General features: G+C 73.4%; 16 protein-coding genes. 9 read left to right on the top strand and 7 right to left on the bottom strand.

Features of this window, described 5'->3' with window-relative positions:
• The first annotated feature begins 3 nt into the window (after positions 1 to 3).
• Positions 4 to 1,089: a protein-L-isoaspartate O-methyltransferase family protein gene (locus tag J2S43_RS24495; RefSeq protein ID WP_306832991.1), complete on the top strand. Its 1,086-nt coding sequence runs from the start codon at positions 4 to 6 to the stop codon at positions 1,087 to 1,089.
• A gap of 487 nt (positions 1,090 to 1,576) precedes the next feature.
• Here the strand turns inward: J2S43_RS24495 and J2S43_RS24490 are convergent, their stop codons facing one another.
• The gene (locus tag J2S43_RS24490) at positions 1,577 to 2,161 is read right to left on the bottom strand and encodes a DUF1684 domain-containing protein (RefSeq protein WP_306832990.1); all 585 of its coding nucleotides are present in this window, start codon (positions 2,159 to 2,161) and stop codon (positions 1,577 to 1,579) included.
• 63 nt (positions 2,162 to 2,224) lie between these two features.
• On the opposite strand from J2S43_RS24490, the gene J2S43_RS24485 reads away from it, so the two are divergent.
• From J2S43_RS24485 to J2S43_RS24475, 3 genes are read left to right on the top strand one after another with little or no spacing between them, the layout of a single operon-like run.
• Complete coding sequence (locus tag J2S43_RS24485) at positions 2,225 to 2,686, top strand: MarR family winged helix-turn-helix transcriptional regulator (RefSeq protein ID WP_306832988.1); 462 nt, start codon at positions 2,225 to 2,227, stop codon at positions 2,684 to 2,686.
• Positions 2,687 to 2,688: 2 nt separating this feature from the next.
• Entirely contained in the window at positions 2,689 to 2,859 is a 171-nt protein-coding gene (locus J2S43_RS24480) for a hypothetical protein (RefSeq protein WP_306832986.1), read from the top strand.
• On the top strand, positions 2,822 to 3,145 hold the full coding sequence (locus J2S43_RS24475) for a pirin-like C-terminal cupin domain-containing protein (RefSeq protein WP_306832984.1): 324 nt from the start codon (positions 2,822 to 2,824) through the stop codon (positions 3,143 to 3,145). Before J2S43_RS24480 ends, J2S43_RS24475 begins: the two co-directional genes overlap by 38 nt.
• 40 nt (positions 3,146 to 3,185) lie before the next feature.
• Here the strand turns inward: J2S43_RS24475 and J2S43_RS24470 are convergent, their stop codons facing one another.
• Positions 3,186 to 3,311 (bottom strand): hypothetical protein, encoded by a 126-nt coding sequence (locus J2S43_RS24470; RefSeq protein WP_306832982.1) that lies wholly within the window; start codon positions 3,309 to 3,311, stop codon positions 3,186 to 3,188.
• Positions 3,312 to 3,453: 142 nt separating this feature from the next.
• Between J2S43_RS24470 and J2S43_RS24465 the strand changes: the two genes are divergently transcribed.
• Entirely contained in the window at positions 3,454 to 4,995 is a 1,542-nt protein-coding gene (locus J2S43_RS24465; RefSeq protein WP_306832980.1) for a phospholipase D family protein, read from the top strand.
• Positions 4,996 to 5,315: 320 nt separating this feature from the next.
• Here the strand turns inward: J2S43_RS24465 and J2S43_RS24460 are convergent, their stop codons facing one another.
• Positions 5,316 to 5,957: a TetR/AcrR family transcriptional regulator gene (locus J2S43_RS24460; protein WP_306832978.1), complete on the bottom strand. Its 642-nt coding sequence runs from the start codon at positions 5,955 to 5,957 to the stop codon at positions 5,316 to 5,318.
• 171 nt (positions 5,958 to 6,128) lie between these two features.
• Between J2S43_RS24460 and J2S43_RS24455 the strand changes: the two genes are divergently transcribed.
• Complete coding sequence (locus J2S43_RS24455) at positions 6,129 to 6,821, top strand: DUF2306 domain-containing protein (protein ID WP_306832976.1); 693 nt, start codon at positions 6,129 to 6,131, stop codon at positions 6,819 to 6,821.
• Positions 6,822 to 6,831: 10 nt separating this feature from the next.
• Here the strand turns inward: J2S43_RS24455 and J2S43_RS24450 are convergent, their stop codons facing one another.
• Positions 6,832 to 8,625 carry a CATRA conflict system CASPASE/TPR repeat-associated protein gene (locus tag J2S43_RS24450; RefSeq protein WP_306832975.1) on the bottom strand — a complete coding sequence of 598 codons (1,794 nt, stop codon included), beginning with the start codon at positions 8,623 to 8,625 and terminating at the stop codon, positions 6,832 to 6,834.
• 156 nt (positions 8,626 to 8,781) lie between these two features.
• Here J2S43_RS24450 and J2S43_RS24445 point away from each other — a divergent pair, with 156 nt between their 5' ends.
• The 3 genes from J2S43_RS24445 (at position 8,782) to J2S43_RS24435 (ending at position 11,340) form a co-directional block, all read left to right on the top strand.
• The gene (locus J2S43_RS24445; protein ID WP_306832973.1) at positions 8,782 to 9,264 is read left to right on the top strand and encodes a Pycsar system effector family protein; all 483 of its coding nucleotides are present in this window, start codon (positions 8,782 to 8,784) and stop codon (positions 9,262 to 9,264) included.
• Positions 9,265 to 9,285: 21 nt separating this feature from the next.
• Entirely contained in the window at positions 9,286 to 9,978 is a 693-nt protein-coding gene (locus tag J2S43_RS24440) for a Crp/Fnr family transcriptional regulator (RefSeq protein WP_306832970.1), read from the top strand.
• Between the two features lie 102 nt (positions 9,979 to 10,080).
• Positions 10,081 to 11,340: a helix-turn-helix transcriptional regulator gene (locus J2S43_RS24435; protein ID WP_306832968.1), complete on the top strand. Its 1,260-nt coding sequence runs from the start codon at positions 10,081 to 10,083 to the stop codon at positions 11,338 to 11,340.
• A gap of 96 nt (positions 11,341 to 11,436) precedes the next feature.
• On the opposite strand, the gene J2S43_RS24430 is transcribed toward J2S43_RS24435, so the two are convergent.
• From J2S43_RS24430 to J2S43_RS24420, 3 genes are read right to left on the bottom strand one after another with little or no spacing between them, the layout of a single operon-like run.
• Positions 11,437 to 12,117, bottom strand: coding sequence for an isochorismatase family protein (locus J2S43_RS24430; RefSeq protein WP_306832966.1), 681 nt, complete (start codon positions 12,115 to 12,117; stop codon positions 11,437 to 11,439).
• Between the two features lie 11 nt (positions 12,118 to 12,128).
• Positions 12,129 to 12,926, bottom strand: coding sequence for an SDR family oxidoreductase (locus J2S43_RS24425; RefSeq protein WP_306832963.1), 798 nt, complete (start codon positions 12,924 to 12,926; stop codon positions 12,129 to 12,131).
• Positions 12,923 to 14,071 carry an FAD-dependent monooxygenase gene (locus tag J2S43_RS24420; protein WP_306832961.1) on the bottom strand — a complete coding sequence of 383 codons (1,149 nt, stop codon included), beginning with the start codon at positions 14,069 to 14,071 and terminating at the stop codon, positions 12,923 to 12,925. Before J2S43_RS24420 ends, J2S43_RS24425 begins: the two co-directional genes overlap by 4 nt.
• Positions 14,072 to 14,077 lie beyond the last annotated feature (6 nt).

The following is a 14,077-nucleotide window of genomic DNA, read 5'->3' as shown; positions in this document are numbered from 1 at the left end:
CGAATGACCGAGATCGATCGGTACCTGGACGAGCTGCGCGCCGCCGGCGTGCTGACCGACCCGGCCCTGGCCAGGGCGTTCCGGGCCGTGCCACGGGAGATCTTCGTGGCCGCCGGCTTCCGCGGGCCGGGCGGCTGGACCCGCCCCGGCGACCCCGGCTTCCTGGACGCGGTCTATCGCGACACGGTGCTGGTCACCAAGGTGAACGGCGGCGTGCCGGTCAGCTCGTCCAGCCAGCCGTCGCTGATGGCGCGGATGCTGGCCTCGCTGGATGTCATGCCCGGCCACCGGGTGCTGGAGATCGGCGCGGGCACCGGCTACAACGCGGCGCTGCTGGCCGCGCTCGGCGCGGACGTGACCAGCATCGACGTGCAGGAGGACGTGGCGGCCGCGGCCGCTGCGGCGCTGGCCCGGGCCGGTGTGACCGGCGCCCGGGTGCGCCGCGCGGACGGCTGGGACGGCGCACCCGACCTCGCGCCGTTCGACCGGATCATCGTGACCGCCGGCATCTCGGGCCTCGCCGCGCCCTGGCTGGAGCAGCTGGCACCGGACGGCGTGGTGGTCGCGCCGATCGAGCACGGCGGGCTGCAGCCGGTGATGGTGGTGCGCCGAGCGCCGGGCGGGCCGCGGGCACGGGTGGTGTGCGCGGCCGGCTTCATGGTCGCGGCCGGCGCGCTCTCCGCCCGGCCCGAGGACCCGGCGCCGGTGCGGCCGCCGCTGCCGCCGGAGCTCCCGGCCGTACCCTCGGCGGCTTTGGATCTTGATGTCCGGGGTTATCGCGATCTGTGGTTCTCGGCCGCGGCCCGGGACCGGCGGGTCGCCTCCGTGCCGGCGCTGCTCGCCGAACACCTGGACGGGTTCGCGCTGGCCGAGCGCGGGTCGCTGGCCGTGATGCTGCAGGACGGCCGCATCCGCCCGCACGGACCGGCCGGGGAACGGCTCGCGCACGACCTCGCGGCCCTGGTCGCCGAGTGGCGCGCGGCCGGATCACCGCCGCTGACCGCGTGGTCGGCCACGCTCACGCCCGGCGGCGACCCGGCGCGCCCGATCTGGGTGCCCGCCGAATTCGCCGTGGCGGCCGGTTACTGATCTTCGAGAGACGGGCCCGGGGCAAGTGCTCGAAGCTTGAGGGCTATTCAGCGCGCTGCCCCTCGATGGTGCTGACCTGCGGCATCGCGGCGTGAGGTCACCGCGCTGAATAAGCCTCCTTATCCGAAATATCGCCATAAGCGCGGCGGGTGAGGTCCTCGCGAGCGGTCACGTGTCGCAATCGTTGTTAAGAGGGCCGGATGACAACGATCTGCGACACGTGGAGGGCGTTCAGTGCTTCGTTCACCGACGCGCCGGCAGCTCACCGCGCTGAATCAGCCTTGTGGTCGACTTCTGGCCGTCAGGCCGGTTTGATCTTCTCTCGTGCGCCCGGCGCAGGCAGCCCGGCGCCCGAGACCCGGGACGAGGAGACAGCCGAGCCGGCGAATCGCAAGCCCGCCGGAGTTCCGGGCCTTCCCCCGGGTCCCGGGGCCCCGCCGCAGGCGAGAACGCAACCAGGCAGCGCAACAAGCGGTCAAGAAAGCCTTCAGTGATAATTCAGCTCACCCGCACGTATGGCAACGCTCAGTCGATTCTCCGGCGGGGCCAGCGGGCACGCCCACCGATCGTCATAAACGCATGACGGATTGTAGGCGTAATTGAAGTCCAGCCGCACGCTACCGGAATCGAGAAGTGTGAGCCCGCGCCCGAAAGTGCCCTTGACCGTGTCGGCCAGATAGCGACCGGCGCCATAGGTCTCCACCGGTGCGGTCGCATCCCGGAACGGCAGGAAGAGCCCTCCGCCGTAGGCGGAGATCCAGAAGAGCGTCAACTCGCCCCACGGGGTGGAGGCGACCCCGGCCCGCTGATACGTGATCACGCCGTCCTCCCCGCCGGTGTCGATCTCCAGCGGTGGTCCGGAGGGCGCGACGCGGACCGGGCAGTCCGCCACGAACGCCGGATCCGGCGCGAAGTATCGCAGGCCGGTGAACGACGCGCGGTCCACGATCGGGGATTGGGGGTGGGTGCGGAACAGGTCGTCGCGGGCGGTGCGGAACGCGGCGAGGTCGAGGTCGGACAGGTACAGCGCGGCCATCCGCTGTCGCCAGTCGGCCAGGTCCAGCAAGTCCATGATCACCACCGTACCCCCGTCCGGGTGTTGGTCGTTCAGATTTTAAAGAGTTAGGCTGGCCGGGTGAGCGAGACGCTTCCGCTGAACGCGGTTGAGCTGCGCGCCTGGCGTGCGGTGATCGACGGCAGCTGGCACCTGCAGACCCGGCTCGACGACGAGTTGCGGGCCGACACCGGGCTGAGCATGGCCGACTACCACGTGCTGGTCCTGCTCAGCGAGGCACCGCAGCGACGGCTGCGGATGGGGGAGATCGCGAGCCGGCTGGTCTTCTCGCCGAGCCGGCTGACCTATCAGATCTCGGCGATGGAGAAGCGCGGCCTGGTGCGGCGGCAGCCGTGCCCGGACGATCGCCGGGGGAGTGAGGCGGTGCTCACCGAGACCGGGCTCGACGCGCTGCGGACCGCGGCGGCCGGGCACCTGACCGCGGTGCGCCGCTACCTGGTCGACGACCTCGACGAGACCGAGACCGAGGTGCTGACCCGCGTCTTCACCCGCCTGCAGGCCAAGCTCCGGGAGACCAGGTAATCATGCCCGCCGTCACACCGCCCTACATCCTGGTCCTGCCCCGCCTGCCGGAGATCGGAAAGACAGAGATCCGCAAGGTCCGCCGCCTGACCACGGCGCCGCGGGGGTACGAGGGCGAGGGCTTCCCGGTCCACCGTGCCGGGCGCGCGGCTGGACGTGCCGTGGCGGCGTGACCACAACGCGCTGATCTACGCGATGTCCGGGAAGGGTTCCGTCGGTGCGGAGCGGCGACCGCTGCGCGAGGGGCGGCTGGCCACGTTCTGGACGGGCGACGCGCTGCGGGCCGAGGCGACCGGGCGTACGCCGCTGGAGCTGTTCGTGATGGGTGGCCGCCCGATCGGGGAACCGGTCGCGATGCACGGGCCGTTCGTGATGACGACGCGCGCGGAGCTGAATCAGGCGTGGACGGACTGGAAGAAGGGGCGACTCGGGGTGAAGGCACCGCACCGGAAGCGCTGACTCCGGCGCGGCGCGCTCTCGTCGAGTCTTCGCAAGCTCGTCAGCCGACCATCAGGTACATCGCGGCGGTGCCCAGCGACACCATTATCGCCATCGCGATGAGGAGCGGACGCTCGGAGTCGACCTCGGGGGCGGTGGTCTCGGTGGTGGCGGCTTCGGTGGTCATGGTCTCTCCTTCAGGACCCGGCTGCGCCCATAACGGTAGGGCGCGGCCTTCGGGCGGTGATCCTGGTTTCGTGCCAGGGGCGTTTCGTGCCGGGGGGTTCCGGGGGATTACCGGGGACGTCGCCGACCTCGGAGGGAGCCGCGTGGACATCGAGGAGTGGTTTCTCACCGAAGGGGAACGAGGCAACCCGTCCAGCGCTATACCCACCTGGTCCACCGGCAACCTCGCAGAACCACTTGTTCACGGGGATTCATACTTCGATCACCTCGTAACGGAGATCGAGGCGCTCGCGGCCGGTGATCACCTGTACTTCACGGACTGGCGCGGCGATCCGGACGAGCGCCTGCGGCCGGACGGGCCGACCGTCGCGGAGCTGTTCTCCGCCGCGGCCCGGCGCGGCGTGATCGTCAAGGGCCTGATGTGGCGGTCCCACCTGGACAAGCTGCAGTACTCCGAGGAGGAGAACCGGCACCTCGGCGAGGCGGTCGCGGAGGCGGGCGGCGAGGTGCTGCTGGACCAGCGGGTCCGGCGCGGCGGCTCGCACCACCAGAAGCTGGTGGTGCTCCGCCATCCCGGCGCGCCGGAGCGGGACGTCGCGTTCGCCGGCGGCATCGACCTCTGCCACAGCCGCCGGGACACGGCCGCGCACGACGGAGACCCGCAGGCGGTACGGATGTCGCCGCGCTACGGCGAGCACCCGCCCTGGCACGACGTGCAACTGATGCTGCGCGGGCCGGTGGTCGGCGCGCTCGACCTGACCTTCCGCGAGCGCTGGACCGACCCGCACCCGCTCGACTCACGCAGCCCGCTGGCCTGGGCGCGTGACCTGGCGGCCGGCGCCGACCTGCACGCGGACACGCTGCCCGACCCGCTCCCGGACCCGCCGGAGTGCGGCCCGCACGCGGTGCAGGTGCTCCGCACCTATCCCGACCTGTCGCTCGACCGGGGATATCCGTTCGCGCCCGATGGTGAGCGGACGGTCGCACGTGGTTACACCAAGGTGATCCGGCGCGCGCGGCGACTGATCTACCTGGAGGACCAGTACCTCTGGTCGGCCGAGGTCGCCGCGCTCTTCGCGGACGCGCTCCGCGACAACCCGGACCTGCACCTGGTCGCGGTCGTCCCGCGGCATCCGGACGTGGACGGCGCGCTCGCGCTGCCGCCGAACCTGGTCGGCCGCGCCCAGGCGATCGCCGTCTGCAAGCGGGCCGGCGGCGACCGCGTGCACGTCTTCGACGTCGAGAACCATGCCGGCAACCCGGTCTACGTGCACGCCAAGATCTGCGTCACCGACGACACGTGGGCGAGCATCGGCAGCGACAACTTCAATCGCCGCTCCTGGACCCACGACAGCGAACTCTCCTGCGCGGTCCTGGACCTCGACGGCACGTTCGCCCGCGACCTGCGGCTGAAGCTGTGGCGCGAGCACCTCGACCGCGCGGACGGCGACGACGCGGACCTGATCGACCCGGCCTCCGCGATCAAGGTGATCACCGAGACCGCACAGCGTCTCGACGACTGGCACGCCAGTGGCCGGGTCGGTCCACGCCCGCCGGGCCGGTTGCGGCCGCACACGCCGGAGCAACTCGGGCCGCTCACCAAGGCGTGGGCGCTTCCGGCCTACCGCCTGATCTACGACCCGGACGGCCGTCCTCTGCGGGCGCGCCGCGCGAACACCTGGTAAAGCACGAATGCCGATCCTCCCGCTTCCGGCGTGGTGCGGCCCGTTGCTCCCGCGGGCGCTGTGTTTGCCCGGGGCCGAGCCCCGGACCCCGCGTTCTGGCTGGTTGCGGTTCATGGGGCTTGGTTTTCGATATTCGACCTCTCTTTCGTGTCGGTCAATGATCCTTTTGCGGCGAGCCACCGCCGAATGGGCAACGGAGTCGCTCCCGCGGGCAAATCCGCGGCGGCCTCCGTCGCCGCTCCGGTCGCCGCGTCGGAGCCGGCGACGTCGCTGGTCACCCAAGGGCACGCGAGTCCCGTGCCGGCCGGGTTCCGGCCGCGTCAGCGTGCGTGGGGTGCGGTGAGGCCGGCGACGAGGACGTCGAGCGCGTCGTCGATGGTGGACTGCCGCTGCTCCTCGGTCATCGGTGCGAGCAGGTCGAGGAACATGATCGACAGCCCGTGGACCAGGGCCCAGCTCGCCGTGACCGCCCGGCCGAGATCCGCCGGGTCCAGGTAGCCGACCTCGATCAGCCGGGTCAGCGCGTGCAGCAGGAACGTGTCCGGCTCGGGACCGTCGGGGGCGTCCGCCAGCGATCCGGGCACCCGCAGGCCGATCGGGCTGCCGCCCATCGCGGTGCGGAACAGGCCGGGCTCGTCGAGCGCGAACCGGATGTAGGAGCGGCCGACCTCGCGCAGGCGCGCCTTCGCCGCCTCCCGCGGGTCGTCGGGCAGGGGCGCGGCGTCGAGGTGGACGCTCATCGCCGCGCCCATCTCGCTCTGCGCCCGCTGCGTGACCGCTGACTTGAGCGCGGCCAGCGTCTTGAAGTGGCCGTACGCGGAGTTGGGCGCGACGCCGACGATTCGGGCGACCTCGCGCAGCACGACCGCCTGTGGGCCGCCGTCCCGGGCGAGCCCGATCCCGGCGGTGACCAGGGCGGCGCGCAGGTCACCGTGATGGTAGGTGGTCCGTTTCTCGGCCATTGACAGATCTTGGCACGGGGCCGGGCGTGGTTGACAGGTGGAGAGGCCTCCGCTAATACTCACACTGTCCAGATCCACGGCAGTGAAAGTTGGTCACCTGTGACCCCCACGGTTCTCCCTCGGCCGCCCGCAACCCCGAAACGACGTAGCGGGCGCGTCAGCTGGACCTTCGTGACGCTGGTGTCACTGGCGATCGCGGGTTACTTCGTCGGGCAGTACATGACGGGGTCGCTGGACGAGCTGGCGGCGAACGAGGTCGGCCTCGCGACCACCTACGCGCCGCAGCCGTTCTGGGTCCACATCGTCTTCTACATCCACATCGTCTCCGCCGGGCTCGCGCTGGTGGTGGGGCCGTTCCAGTTCGTCAAGGCGATCCGCCGCCGCTTCCCGGTCGCGCACCGGTGGATCGGGCGCACCTACGTGGCCTCGATCGCGTTCGCCGCGCCGTCCGGGCTGGTGATGGCGTTCTACAGCTCGGCCGCGTTCGTCGGCCTCTTCGGGTTCGGCACGCTCGCGGTCCTCTGGGGGTGGACGACCTGGCGCGGATACCGCGCGATCCGGGCGCGGGACATCGCCAGCCACCAGGCGTGGATGATCCGCAGCTTCGCGCTGACCTTCGCCGCGCCCACGCTCCGGCTGTGGTTCGGCCTGCTGATCGGCGTCCAGCTGCTGATGGGCCGGGCGTCCGAGATCAGCGTGGACGAGATCACCGGCCTCGCGTACGCCGCGGTCCCGTTCCTCTGCTGGATGCCGAACATCGTGGTGGCCGAGCTGATGATCCGCCGACGCAACCTGCCGGGCCTTCGCTTCTCGCCGTCACCGACCTCCCGCCGGGCCGCCGCGGTGGCCGCCGCCGGCGCCTGACGGCGGCGGCCTACGCCGGCGTCCAGAGCCAGGCGCGTGCCTTGTACGTCTTGATCATGACGGGGGTCTCGGTGAAGTCGGCCGGGGCCAGGCGCGGGTGGCCCTCCGCGACCGTGAAGGGGTAGAGGCGGTCGGAGATAAGCGCGGCGAGGAGCAGGGACGGGTCCCCCTCCAGCACGGTGCGCAGCGCGGTGCTCTCGACCAGCCGGTTCGTCTCGATGATGGTGAAGTCGGAGTAGCCGAGCACGGCCGGGCGGATCTTGCCGATCGAGACGCCCATCCGCAGCCGAAGCGGCTCGGCGTAGCGGCCGCGTTCCGCCCGCAGCGCGACCGCGGTGCCGTGCAGCAGCTGGGCCAGCGCGCGCGGCAGGTCGATGTTGGCGGGCAGGATCACGCTCATCCCGTCGCCGGCGACCTGGCGGTCCGTGTCGGTCAGCGCGAGATGCAGCTCGGCCAGCGCCTCGGTGACCACGTGCAGGATGCGGCGTTGCACGAGGTCCCGCCCGTCCGCGTCGTTCGTGCTGTAGGCGACCGCGTCCACGGTGAACATCATCCGCAGCGCGTGCTGTGGAGACCCCGGCCTGGCCGGCTGCGGTGGCTCGGAGGCCGGCTCCGGCGCGGTGGTGAGGAGATCGGCGGACGACCCGGCGGGCGGCGGCGGCCGATCGCCGGGCGGCCGAGCGTCATCGGCCGGTGTGGACGGCCGGTCGGCCGGTGCGGATGGGCGGGCGTCCTCGGCCGGTGCGGATGGCCGGTGCGGGGCCCCGGGGTGGCCGGATGCGCGCCGCAGGTTCTCCAGCGCGGTCGAGGCGTCGTCCAGCTGCCGGGTCAGCCAGTGGCCGAACTGGCGGTCGTCGGTGATCAGGTCGAGGCCGCCGTCGCCGCGGGACCGTGCCGCCGTCGCCGCCTCCGACAGCTCCCGCAGCGCGCCGGTGGCGGTCCCGGACATCCCGCTCAGCCGGGCCGCCTCGGCCGCGAGCCGGTCCGGGTCGGTGCCGGGCTCGCGCATCGACCCGATCCGGCGCTGGTCCCCGGTCCAGATCCGGTAGAGATAGCGCAGCACCGCGGCGTGCCGCAGGTAGCGGGCCAGCGGCGGCAGCTCGTCCTCGCCTGCGCCCCAGGTCAGTGCGGATCGGCTCGTGTCCGGCCCGGCGATGACCAGCCGGCGTTCGCGGCGGGTGTCCTGCCGGGGCGACAGCTCCCAGCCGCAGGCGTGGTCGCCGAACCGGACGCGATCGTCGCGCCAGCCGGGATGCGTGGCGAACTGGGGCAGCGCGGCCCGGTCCGGCGGGCGGGACGGGTTCGCGGTGAGCACCTGGTAGACGCGGACGGTGCCGATCAGCGCGTCGACGCCGCCGGTCGCGGCGTCGTCCAGCCAGCGGTCCAACTCGACCCAGCCGGTGTCGTTCACGCCGGTGTCGTCCACGCCGGTCAGCAGCGCGGAGAGGACGAGCACGTCGCGGTCGCGGCGCAGGATCGCCCGGAAGCCACCGCCGGGAGGGCGAAAGCCGCCGCCGGGAGAGCGGACGCCGCCGCCGGGAGAGCGGAGGCCGCCGCCGGGAGAGCGGAGGCCGCCGCCGGCCGAGCGGTAGCCGGCGTCGCGCCGTTCCCGGGCCGCGATCGCGGCGACGCGCGGGCCGCCCCGCCAGTCGCTCGGCATGATGTGCAACGGGGAACCGGGCACCCGCGCGTCCATGCCGAGCACGTCGCCGCAGGCGGCCCAGAGCGTCTGGAGCTGGTGCAGCGCGAGCGGCGCGGCCGGGCCGTCGAGCGGCGCGAAGGCGTGAAGGACCAGCGAGGTCACGGCGTCCACTCTAGGCACGGGCGCAGCCGGAAATCCCCTACCCGAACGGGTAGCGGGACCGCTCGCATGCGAGATGTGTCACCAAAGCGCTACTGTTCGTACCCGATCGCGGATTTTTAGCAGGTCCGGTGCGCGGACCGGACGCAGCATCGAGGCATGACACGCACGATGGAGCCACGAGAGGTGGCGCTCACCTGGCGGCTGCACGCCGGGCTGGAATCGATGGCGGCGCGCGCGGATGCGAAGGCCGGCATCCTGCTGGCACATCAGGGCAGCGCGTTCGTGCTGGGTGTCACCGCGCAGCAGATGAGCGGCGGCTGGGCGATGGCACTGGCGCTGGCCCTGGTCGCGGCCGCGATGGGGACCGCGATCGCGGTGGTGCTGCCGGTGCTGCGGCCGCGCCGGCCGACCGCCACCGCGGAGGACATCGTCTACTTCGGTCATCTGCGGGAATGGCAACCGCCGTCGCTGGCCGAGCGGATCGAGGGGCTGAGCAAGGAGGAGGAGATCGCCATGGTTACCCGCCAGTTGGTTACACTGAGCCGGATCAACTGGCGCAAACACCGGCTGTTACAGATCTCCCTCAGCCTGACCGTTTCCGCGATGAGCGTCGGGGCCGTGGCCGTGACACTCCTCTAGAGAGCGCACGCCGGAGGATCCGTGGACCATGACTATCCGTACCCGGAGTGGGGTCCCGGCACGTTCCTCGCCCAGCTGGGTCCGGAGCTGGTCGCGGAGTTGCTCGCGCTCGGCGTGCGCCGGCGCTTCGAGGCCGGTCATGTGCTCATCCGGGAGGGCGACCGCGGCACCCACGTGGAGCTGCTGCTGCTCGGCTTCGTCAAGGTGACCACGCTGGCCGGCGACGCGGACACGCTGCTGTCCGTCCGCATGCCCGGCGATGTGCTCGGCGAGACCGCGGTGCTGACCGGCGCGCCGCGCAACGCGACCGTGACCACGTGCGGCCGGGTGATCTCGGTGGTGCTGGCCGGTCCGGTGTTCGAGGGCTTCCTGCGCCGCCGGCCGGACGCGATGCGCCTGGTCACCGCGTCGGTCGTCGGGCAGTTGCAGTTCGCGAACCGGCGGCGGACCGACTTCGGGGCGTACCCGGCGCACATCCGGCTGGCCCGCGTGCTGATCGAGATCGCGGACGGCTGCGGGCGGCCCCGGCCGGACGGCAGCGTCGAGATCGGAGTGACGCTCAGCCAGCCCGAGCTGGCCACGATGATCGGCATCGCGCAGGCCACGGTGCAGAAGGCGATGCAGGAACTGCGCGGCAAAGGGCTGATCGAGACCGGGTACCGACGGTTGGTGGTCTGCGACCTTCCGGCGCTGCGCGCGATGACGAACGTCTGAATTTTCCCGGACCCCCTATTTCTACATGGTTCCTCCGCGTCCCCGGCCGCACGATCGGAGCACACGCACCTCACGTGTGACCGTTGCGAGGGGGAGAGAACGATGACGGGAATGTTCGGCCGAGAACGCGAGCATCGCGTGATCTCGGCTCTGCTGCGCCGGGGCGGGGAGGGCCCGGCGACGGTGGTGATCGAGAGTCCGCCCGGCGGTGGCCGGACGCGGCTCCTGGAGGAGATAGGGGCCGGTGCGCGCGCGGCCGGCCGCACGGTGCTGCGGCTGCCGGCCGGCCCGGTCGACGTGGCCGCGCTGGACCGGCAGCTCGCCTCCGCGGCGGCCCGGCCCGCCGGTGACGGCCCGGCGCCGCTGCTGATCGACGATCCGCGATGGACCGAGCCGGACGTGGCGGTGGCGCTCACGGGCGCGTACCGCACCGCGCGGGTGCTGCCGATCCTGGCCCGCCGGACCGGCACCCGGCTGCCCGGGCTGGACCCGCTCGACCTGGGGCGGGTGCGGCGCGTACCGCTGGGCCCACTCGGTCCGGACGCGACGGCCGCGGTGCTGGCGGTGCTCTTCGGCGCCGAGCCGGACGCGGCGTTGCGGGACCTGGCCGCCGTGGCGGGCGGCCTGCCCGGACCGCTGATCGAGCTGGCCCGCGGCCTGCGGGACGAGCACCTGGCCGTGGTGGAGAACGGGCGCGCGACGCTGCGCGACCCGCGGCTCCCCGTGGCGGTCCAGGACCGGATAGGTCACCGGGTCGGCCTGCTCACGCCGGTGGCGCGGCATCTGGTGCAGGTCGCGACCACGCTCGACGAGGAGTTCCACCTGCTGGAGGTGGCCGGCCTGCTCGGCGGCCCGGCCGCGGCGCTGCTGCCGGCCGTCGACGAGGCGATCACCGCGGGGCTGCTGTCCGACCGGGGCGAGCGGCTGTCGTTCGCGCACGCCCTGGTCCGCGCGGAGGTGACGAGGACGATTCCCCGGGCGGTACGCGTGGCGCTGCACAACGACGCCGCGTGCATCGACCGGGGTGCGCCGGGCGGCTTCCGGACCCGGGCGGCGATCGCCCGCGGGCCCCGGACCGCGGTCGCCGACCTGCACCGGGACGTGGTGCGTTCGGGCCAGACCCGCCCGCCGCGGTTCCGGTCCGCGTCGCTGCCCGGCCCGGCCGTGTCCGTGCTGAGCGAGCGGGAGCGTGGGATCGCGCTGCTGGTCGCGACCGGTCTGACCAACGCGGCGATCGCCTCGAAGGTCGAGTTGTCCCCGCATACCGTCAACTATCACCTGCGCCAGATCTTCCGGAAGCTCGGCATCGCCTCCCGCGCCGAGCTGGCCGCGCTGATCTCCGGCGACGACGGCCCGCGCTGATCCACGGCCAACGCTGATCCACGGCCCACGCTGATTCGCTGGGTCTCCGCTACCAGGAGCGCCGCGATCCCGCCCCCGGATCGCGGCGTCTCACGATCAGGGCGTCCCCGGTGCTGTGCGAGCGGCATCGGGGACGCCCTGATCATGGAGGCGGGTGAGCAGCGTGGCGGTGTCGAGCACGACGGCGAAGCGGCGAGCGGCGAACGTCAGCGCGGCTCGGTGCTCGTCCGGCGTGAAGTCCGCGACCGCGTCCGTGAGCAGGAACGGCTCGACGTCGTGCGTGAACGCGTCCGCGGCCGTGAACAGGCAGCCCAGGTGCGCGAACACGCCGCAGACGATCAGCTGGTCGCGCCCGGCCCGCGCCAGCGCCGCGGCCAGGCCGGTGCGGTGGAACGCGCTCCACCGAGTCTTGTGGATCACCGTGTCGCCGGCGCGCGGCGCGAGCGACGGCTCGATGTCCCGGTCCTCCGGCACCGCCCGCAGACCGGGGCCCCACAGGTCGTGCAGCAGGCCACGTTCCGTGCGGGTCGCGCCGCCGGGCTGCGCGCTGTAGAGGACCGGCATGCCGTGCGCGCCGGCCGCGTCCCGTACCCGCGCGATGTTGGTAAGCAGAGCGGTGGTGGGTGAGGTGCCGGCGGGCAGCGCGCGCGTGAAGTACCGCTGCATGTCGTGGATGAGCAGCGCGGCGCGGCGCGGATCCGGCCGCCAGGACGGCCCTCCGGCCGGAGGATCGAGATCGAGCGGCATCGGGTACGGCGTGATCGCCGGAACCGGCATCGGGACTCCCTTCAGGCGCGCAGCGCGGCGCCGCCGTCGACGTAGAGGTCGTGCATGGTCACGTGCCGGGCCCGGTCGGAGACGAGGTAGGCGACCGCGTCCGCGACGTCGCCCGGCGACGCGACCCGGCCGAGCGGGATGCCGGTCCGGAACGTGCCGGCCGACCCGGCGATCGCGTCCGCCGGTGCGCTGCCGAGCGCGCGCAGCATGTCCGTGTCGGTGGAGCCGGGTGCGACCACGTTGCACCGCACGCCGTTCCCGGCCAGCTCAAGCCCGAGACAGCGGGTGAAGTGCGCGGCCGCGGCCTTCGCGGCGGCGTAGGCGGCCAGGTGCATGCGGGGCACGCCGGCCGCGTTCGAGCCCACCGTGACGATCACGCCGGTGCCGCGGGCGGCCATCCGGCGGGCGACCGCGCGGCTGACGTGGAAGACGCCGGTCGCGTTGACCGCGAAGACCTCGGCCCAGTCCGCGTCGCTGGTCTGAAGCACCGGCCCGGCGCGCAGCACCCCGGCCACGTTGACCAGGATGCCGATCGGGCCGGCCGTCGCCTCCACGGCAGCGACCAGGCGCTCGACGGCCACCGGGTCACGGACGTCGAGCGGGCGGACGTCCGGCCGGTGCCCGGCTCCGGTCGCCATGTCGTGCCGATCGGTGCAGCCCGGCACGTCACGCGCGCCGGCCGGCGTGGCGCACAGATCGGCGCCGATGACCGTGGCGCCGTCCGCGGCCAGTGCCCGCACCACGGCCGACCCGATTCCGCCGGCCGCGCCGGTGACCAGCGCGATCCGCCCGGCGAGCGGCCCGGTCACGACGGTGCTCCGGGGTCGTATCCGTAGAGCCAGTCGCGGTCCGGGGGAGTGGCCAGGCGGCGGTCGCGGCGGCGCTGCCACAGGCCGTCCGGCAGGTGGTGCTCGGCGTCGGCCGCGCGGACCGCGGTCGCGATCCGGTGGGCACGCGCGCCGCGCAGCGTGTCGTACCGTTCCAGCGGTGCCGGCCCGCCCAGGCAGCGGGCCAGCGTGACCGCGTCCTCCAGCGCCTGTGACGCGCCCTGCGCCATCCACGGCAGCGCCGGGTGCGCGGCGTCGCCGAGCAGCACCAGCCCGCCCCGATGCCGGTGCGGTACCGGCGCGCCCGAGTGGAGCGGCCACACCCGGCCCCGGCCCGCGGCCGCGGAGAGCAGCGCGCGGACCGAGCCGCACCACTCCGCGTACCCCATCAGCAGCCGTTCCGGCGGGACCTCTGGCGAGCGGGACGGCGCCGTGGCCACGACGTTGACCATCCGCCCGCCGCGCACCGGGTAGGCGACGCAGTGCCGGCCCGGCCCGAGCCAGACGCGCACCCGGTGCGGCCGGATCAGGTGTGCCGGCAGGCCGTCGGCCGGGATCACGGCGCGGTAGGCGACGTGCCCGGAGAACCGCGGCCCGAGCCCGCCGTCGCCGCCGAGCACGCCGCGCAGCGCGGAGTGCACGCCGTCCGCGCCGATGACCAGGTCCGCGACGTGCTCTCCGCCGTCCGCGAAGTGCAGCCGGACACCGTTCCGGCCGACCTGCGCGCCGACGCAGCGACGGCCGAGGAACAGCCCGGCGCCGCCGCCCGCGTCGACCGCGGACAGCAGCGCGCCGGACAGCTCCGCGCGGGTGAGCGTGTAGTAGGGCGCGCCGTACCGGGCCTCCGCGTCGTGGAGCGGCGCGCGGCCGATCAGCGAGTTGTCCCGCCAGCGGCGCAGCTCGACCGCGTCCGGCCGGACCGCGCTGTCCGGGTGCGGCACCGCGCCGATGTCGCGCAGCGCGCGGGCGCCGTTCGGTGAGATCTGGATGCCGAGGCCCTGGCCGGACAGGCCGGGATGGTCGCGGCGGTCGAAGACGTCGCAGCGCAGCCCGGCGCGGGCCAGCGCGGCGGCCGCGGCCAGCCCGCCGATCCCGGCGCCGACCACGGCGATCCGCGGTTTCTGCATGGTTCC

Origin of the sequence: Catenuloplanes nepalensis (assembly GCF_030811575.1) — a bacterium.
GTDB lineage: Bacteria > Actinomycetota > Actinomycetes > Mycobacteriales > Micromonosporaceae > Catenuloplanes > Catenuloplanes nepalensis.
This window is presented reverse-complemented; position numbering and strand designations above follow the sequence as displayed.

Excerpts from the sequence above, each read along its gene's own strand:
- J2S43_RS24495 (WP_306832991.1), top strand. The coding sequence starts at position 4 with ATGACCGAGATCGATCGGTACCTGGACGAGCTGCGCGCCGCCGGCGTG.
- J2S43_RS24490 (WP_306832990.1), bottom strand. The coding sequence starts at position 2,161 with ATGGACTTGCTGGACCTGGCCGACTGGCGACAGCGGATGGCCGCGCTG.
- J2S43_RS24480 (WP_306832986.1), top strand. The coding sequence starts at position 2,689 with ATGCCCGCCGTCACACCGCCCTACATCCTGGTCCTGCCCCGCCTGCCG.
- J2S43_RS24470 (WP_306832982.1), bottom strand. The coding sequence starts at position 3,311 with ATGACCACCGAAGCCGCCACCACCGAGACCACCGCCCCCGAGGTCGAC.
- J2S43_RS24460 (WP_306832978.1), bottom strand. The coding sequence starts at position 5,957 with ATGGCCGAGAAACGGACCACCTACCATCACGGTGACCTGCGCGCCGCC.
- J2S43_RS24445 (WP_306832973.1), top strand. The coding sequence starts at position 8,782 with ATGACACGCACGATGGAGCCACGAGAGGTGGCGCTCACCTGGCGGCTG.
- J2S43_RS24435 (WP_306832968.1), top strand. The coding sequence starts at position 10,081 with ATGACGGGAATGTTCGGCCGAGAACGCGAGCATCGCGTGATCTCGGCT.
- J2S43_RS24430 (WP_306832966.1), bottom strand. The coding sequence starts at position 12,117 with ATGCCGGTTCCGGCGATCACGCCGTACCCGATGCCGCTCGATCTCGAT.
- J2S43_RS24420 (WP_306832961.1), bottom strand. The coding sequence starts at position 14,071 with ATGCAGAAACCGCGGATCGCCGTGGTCGGCGCCGGGATCGGCGGGCTG.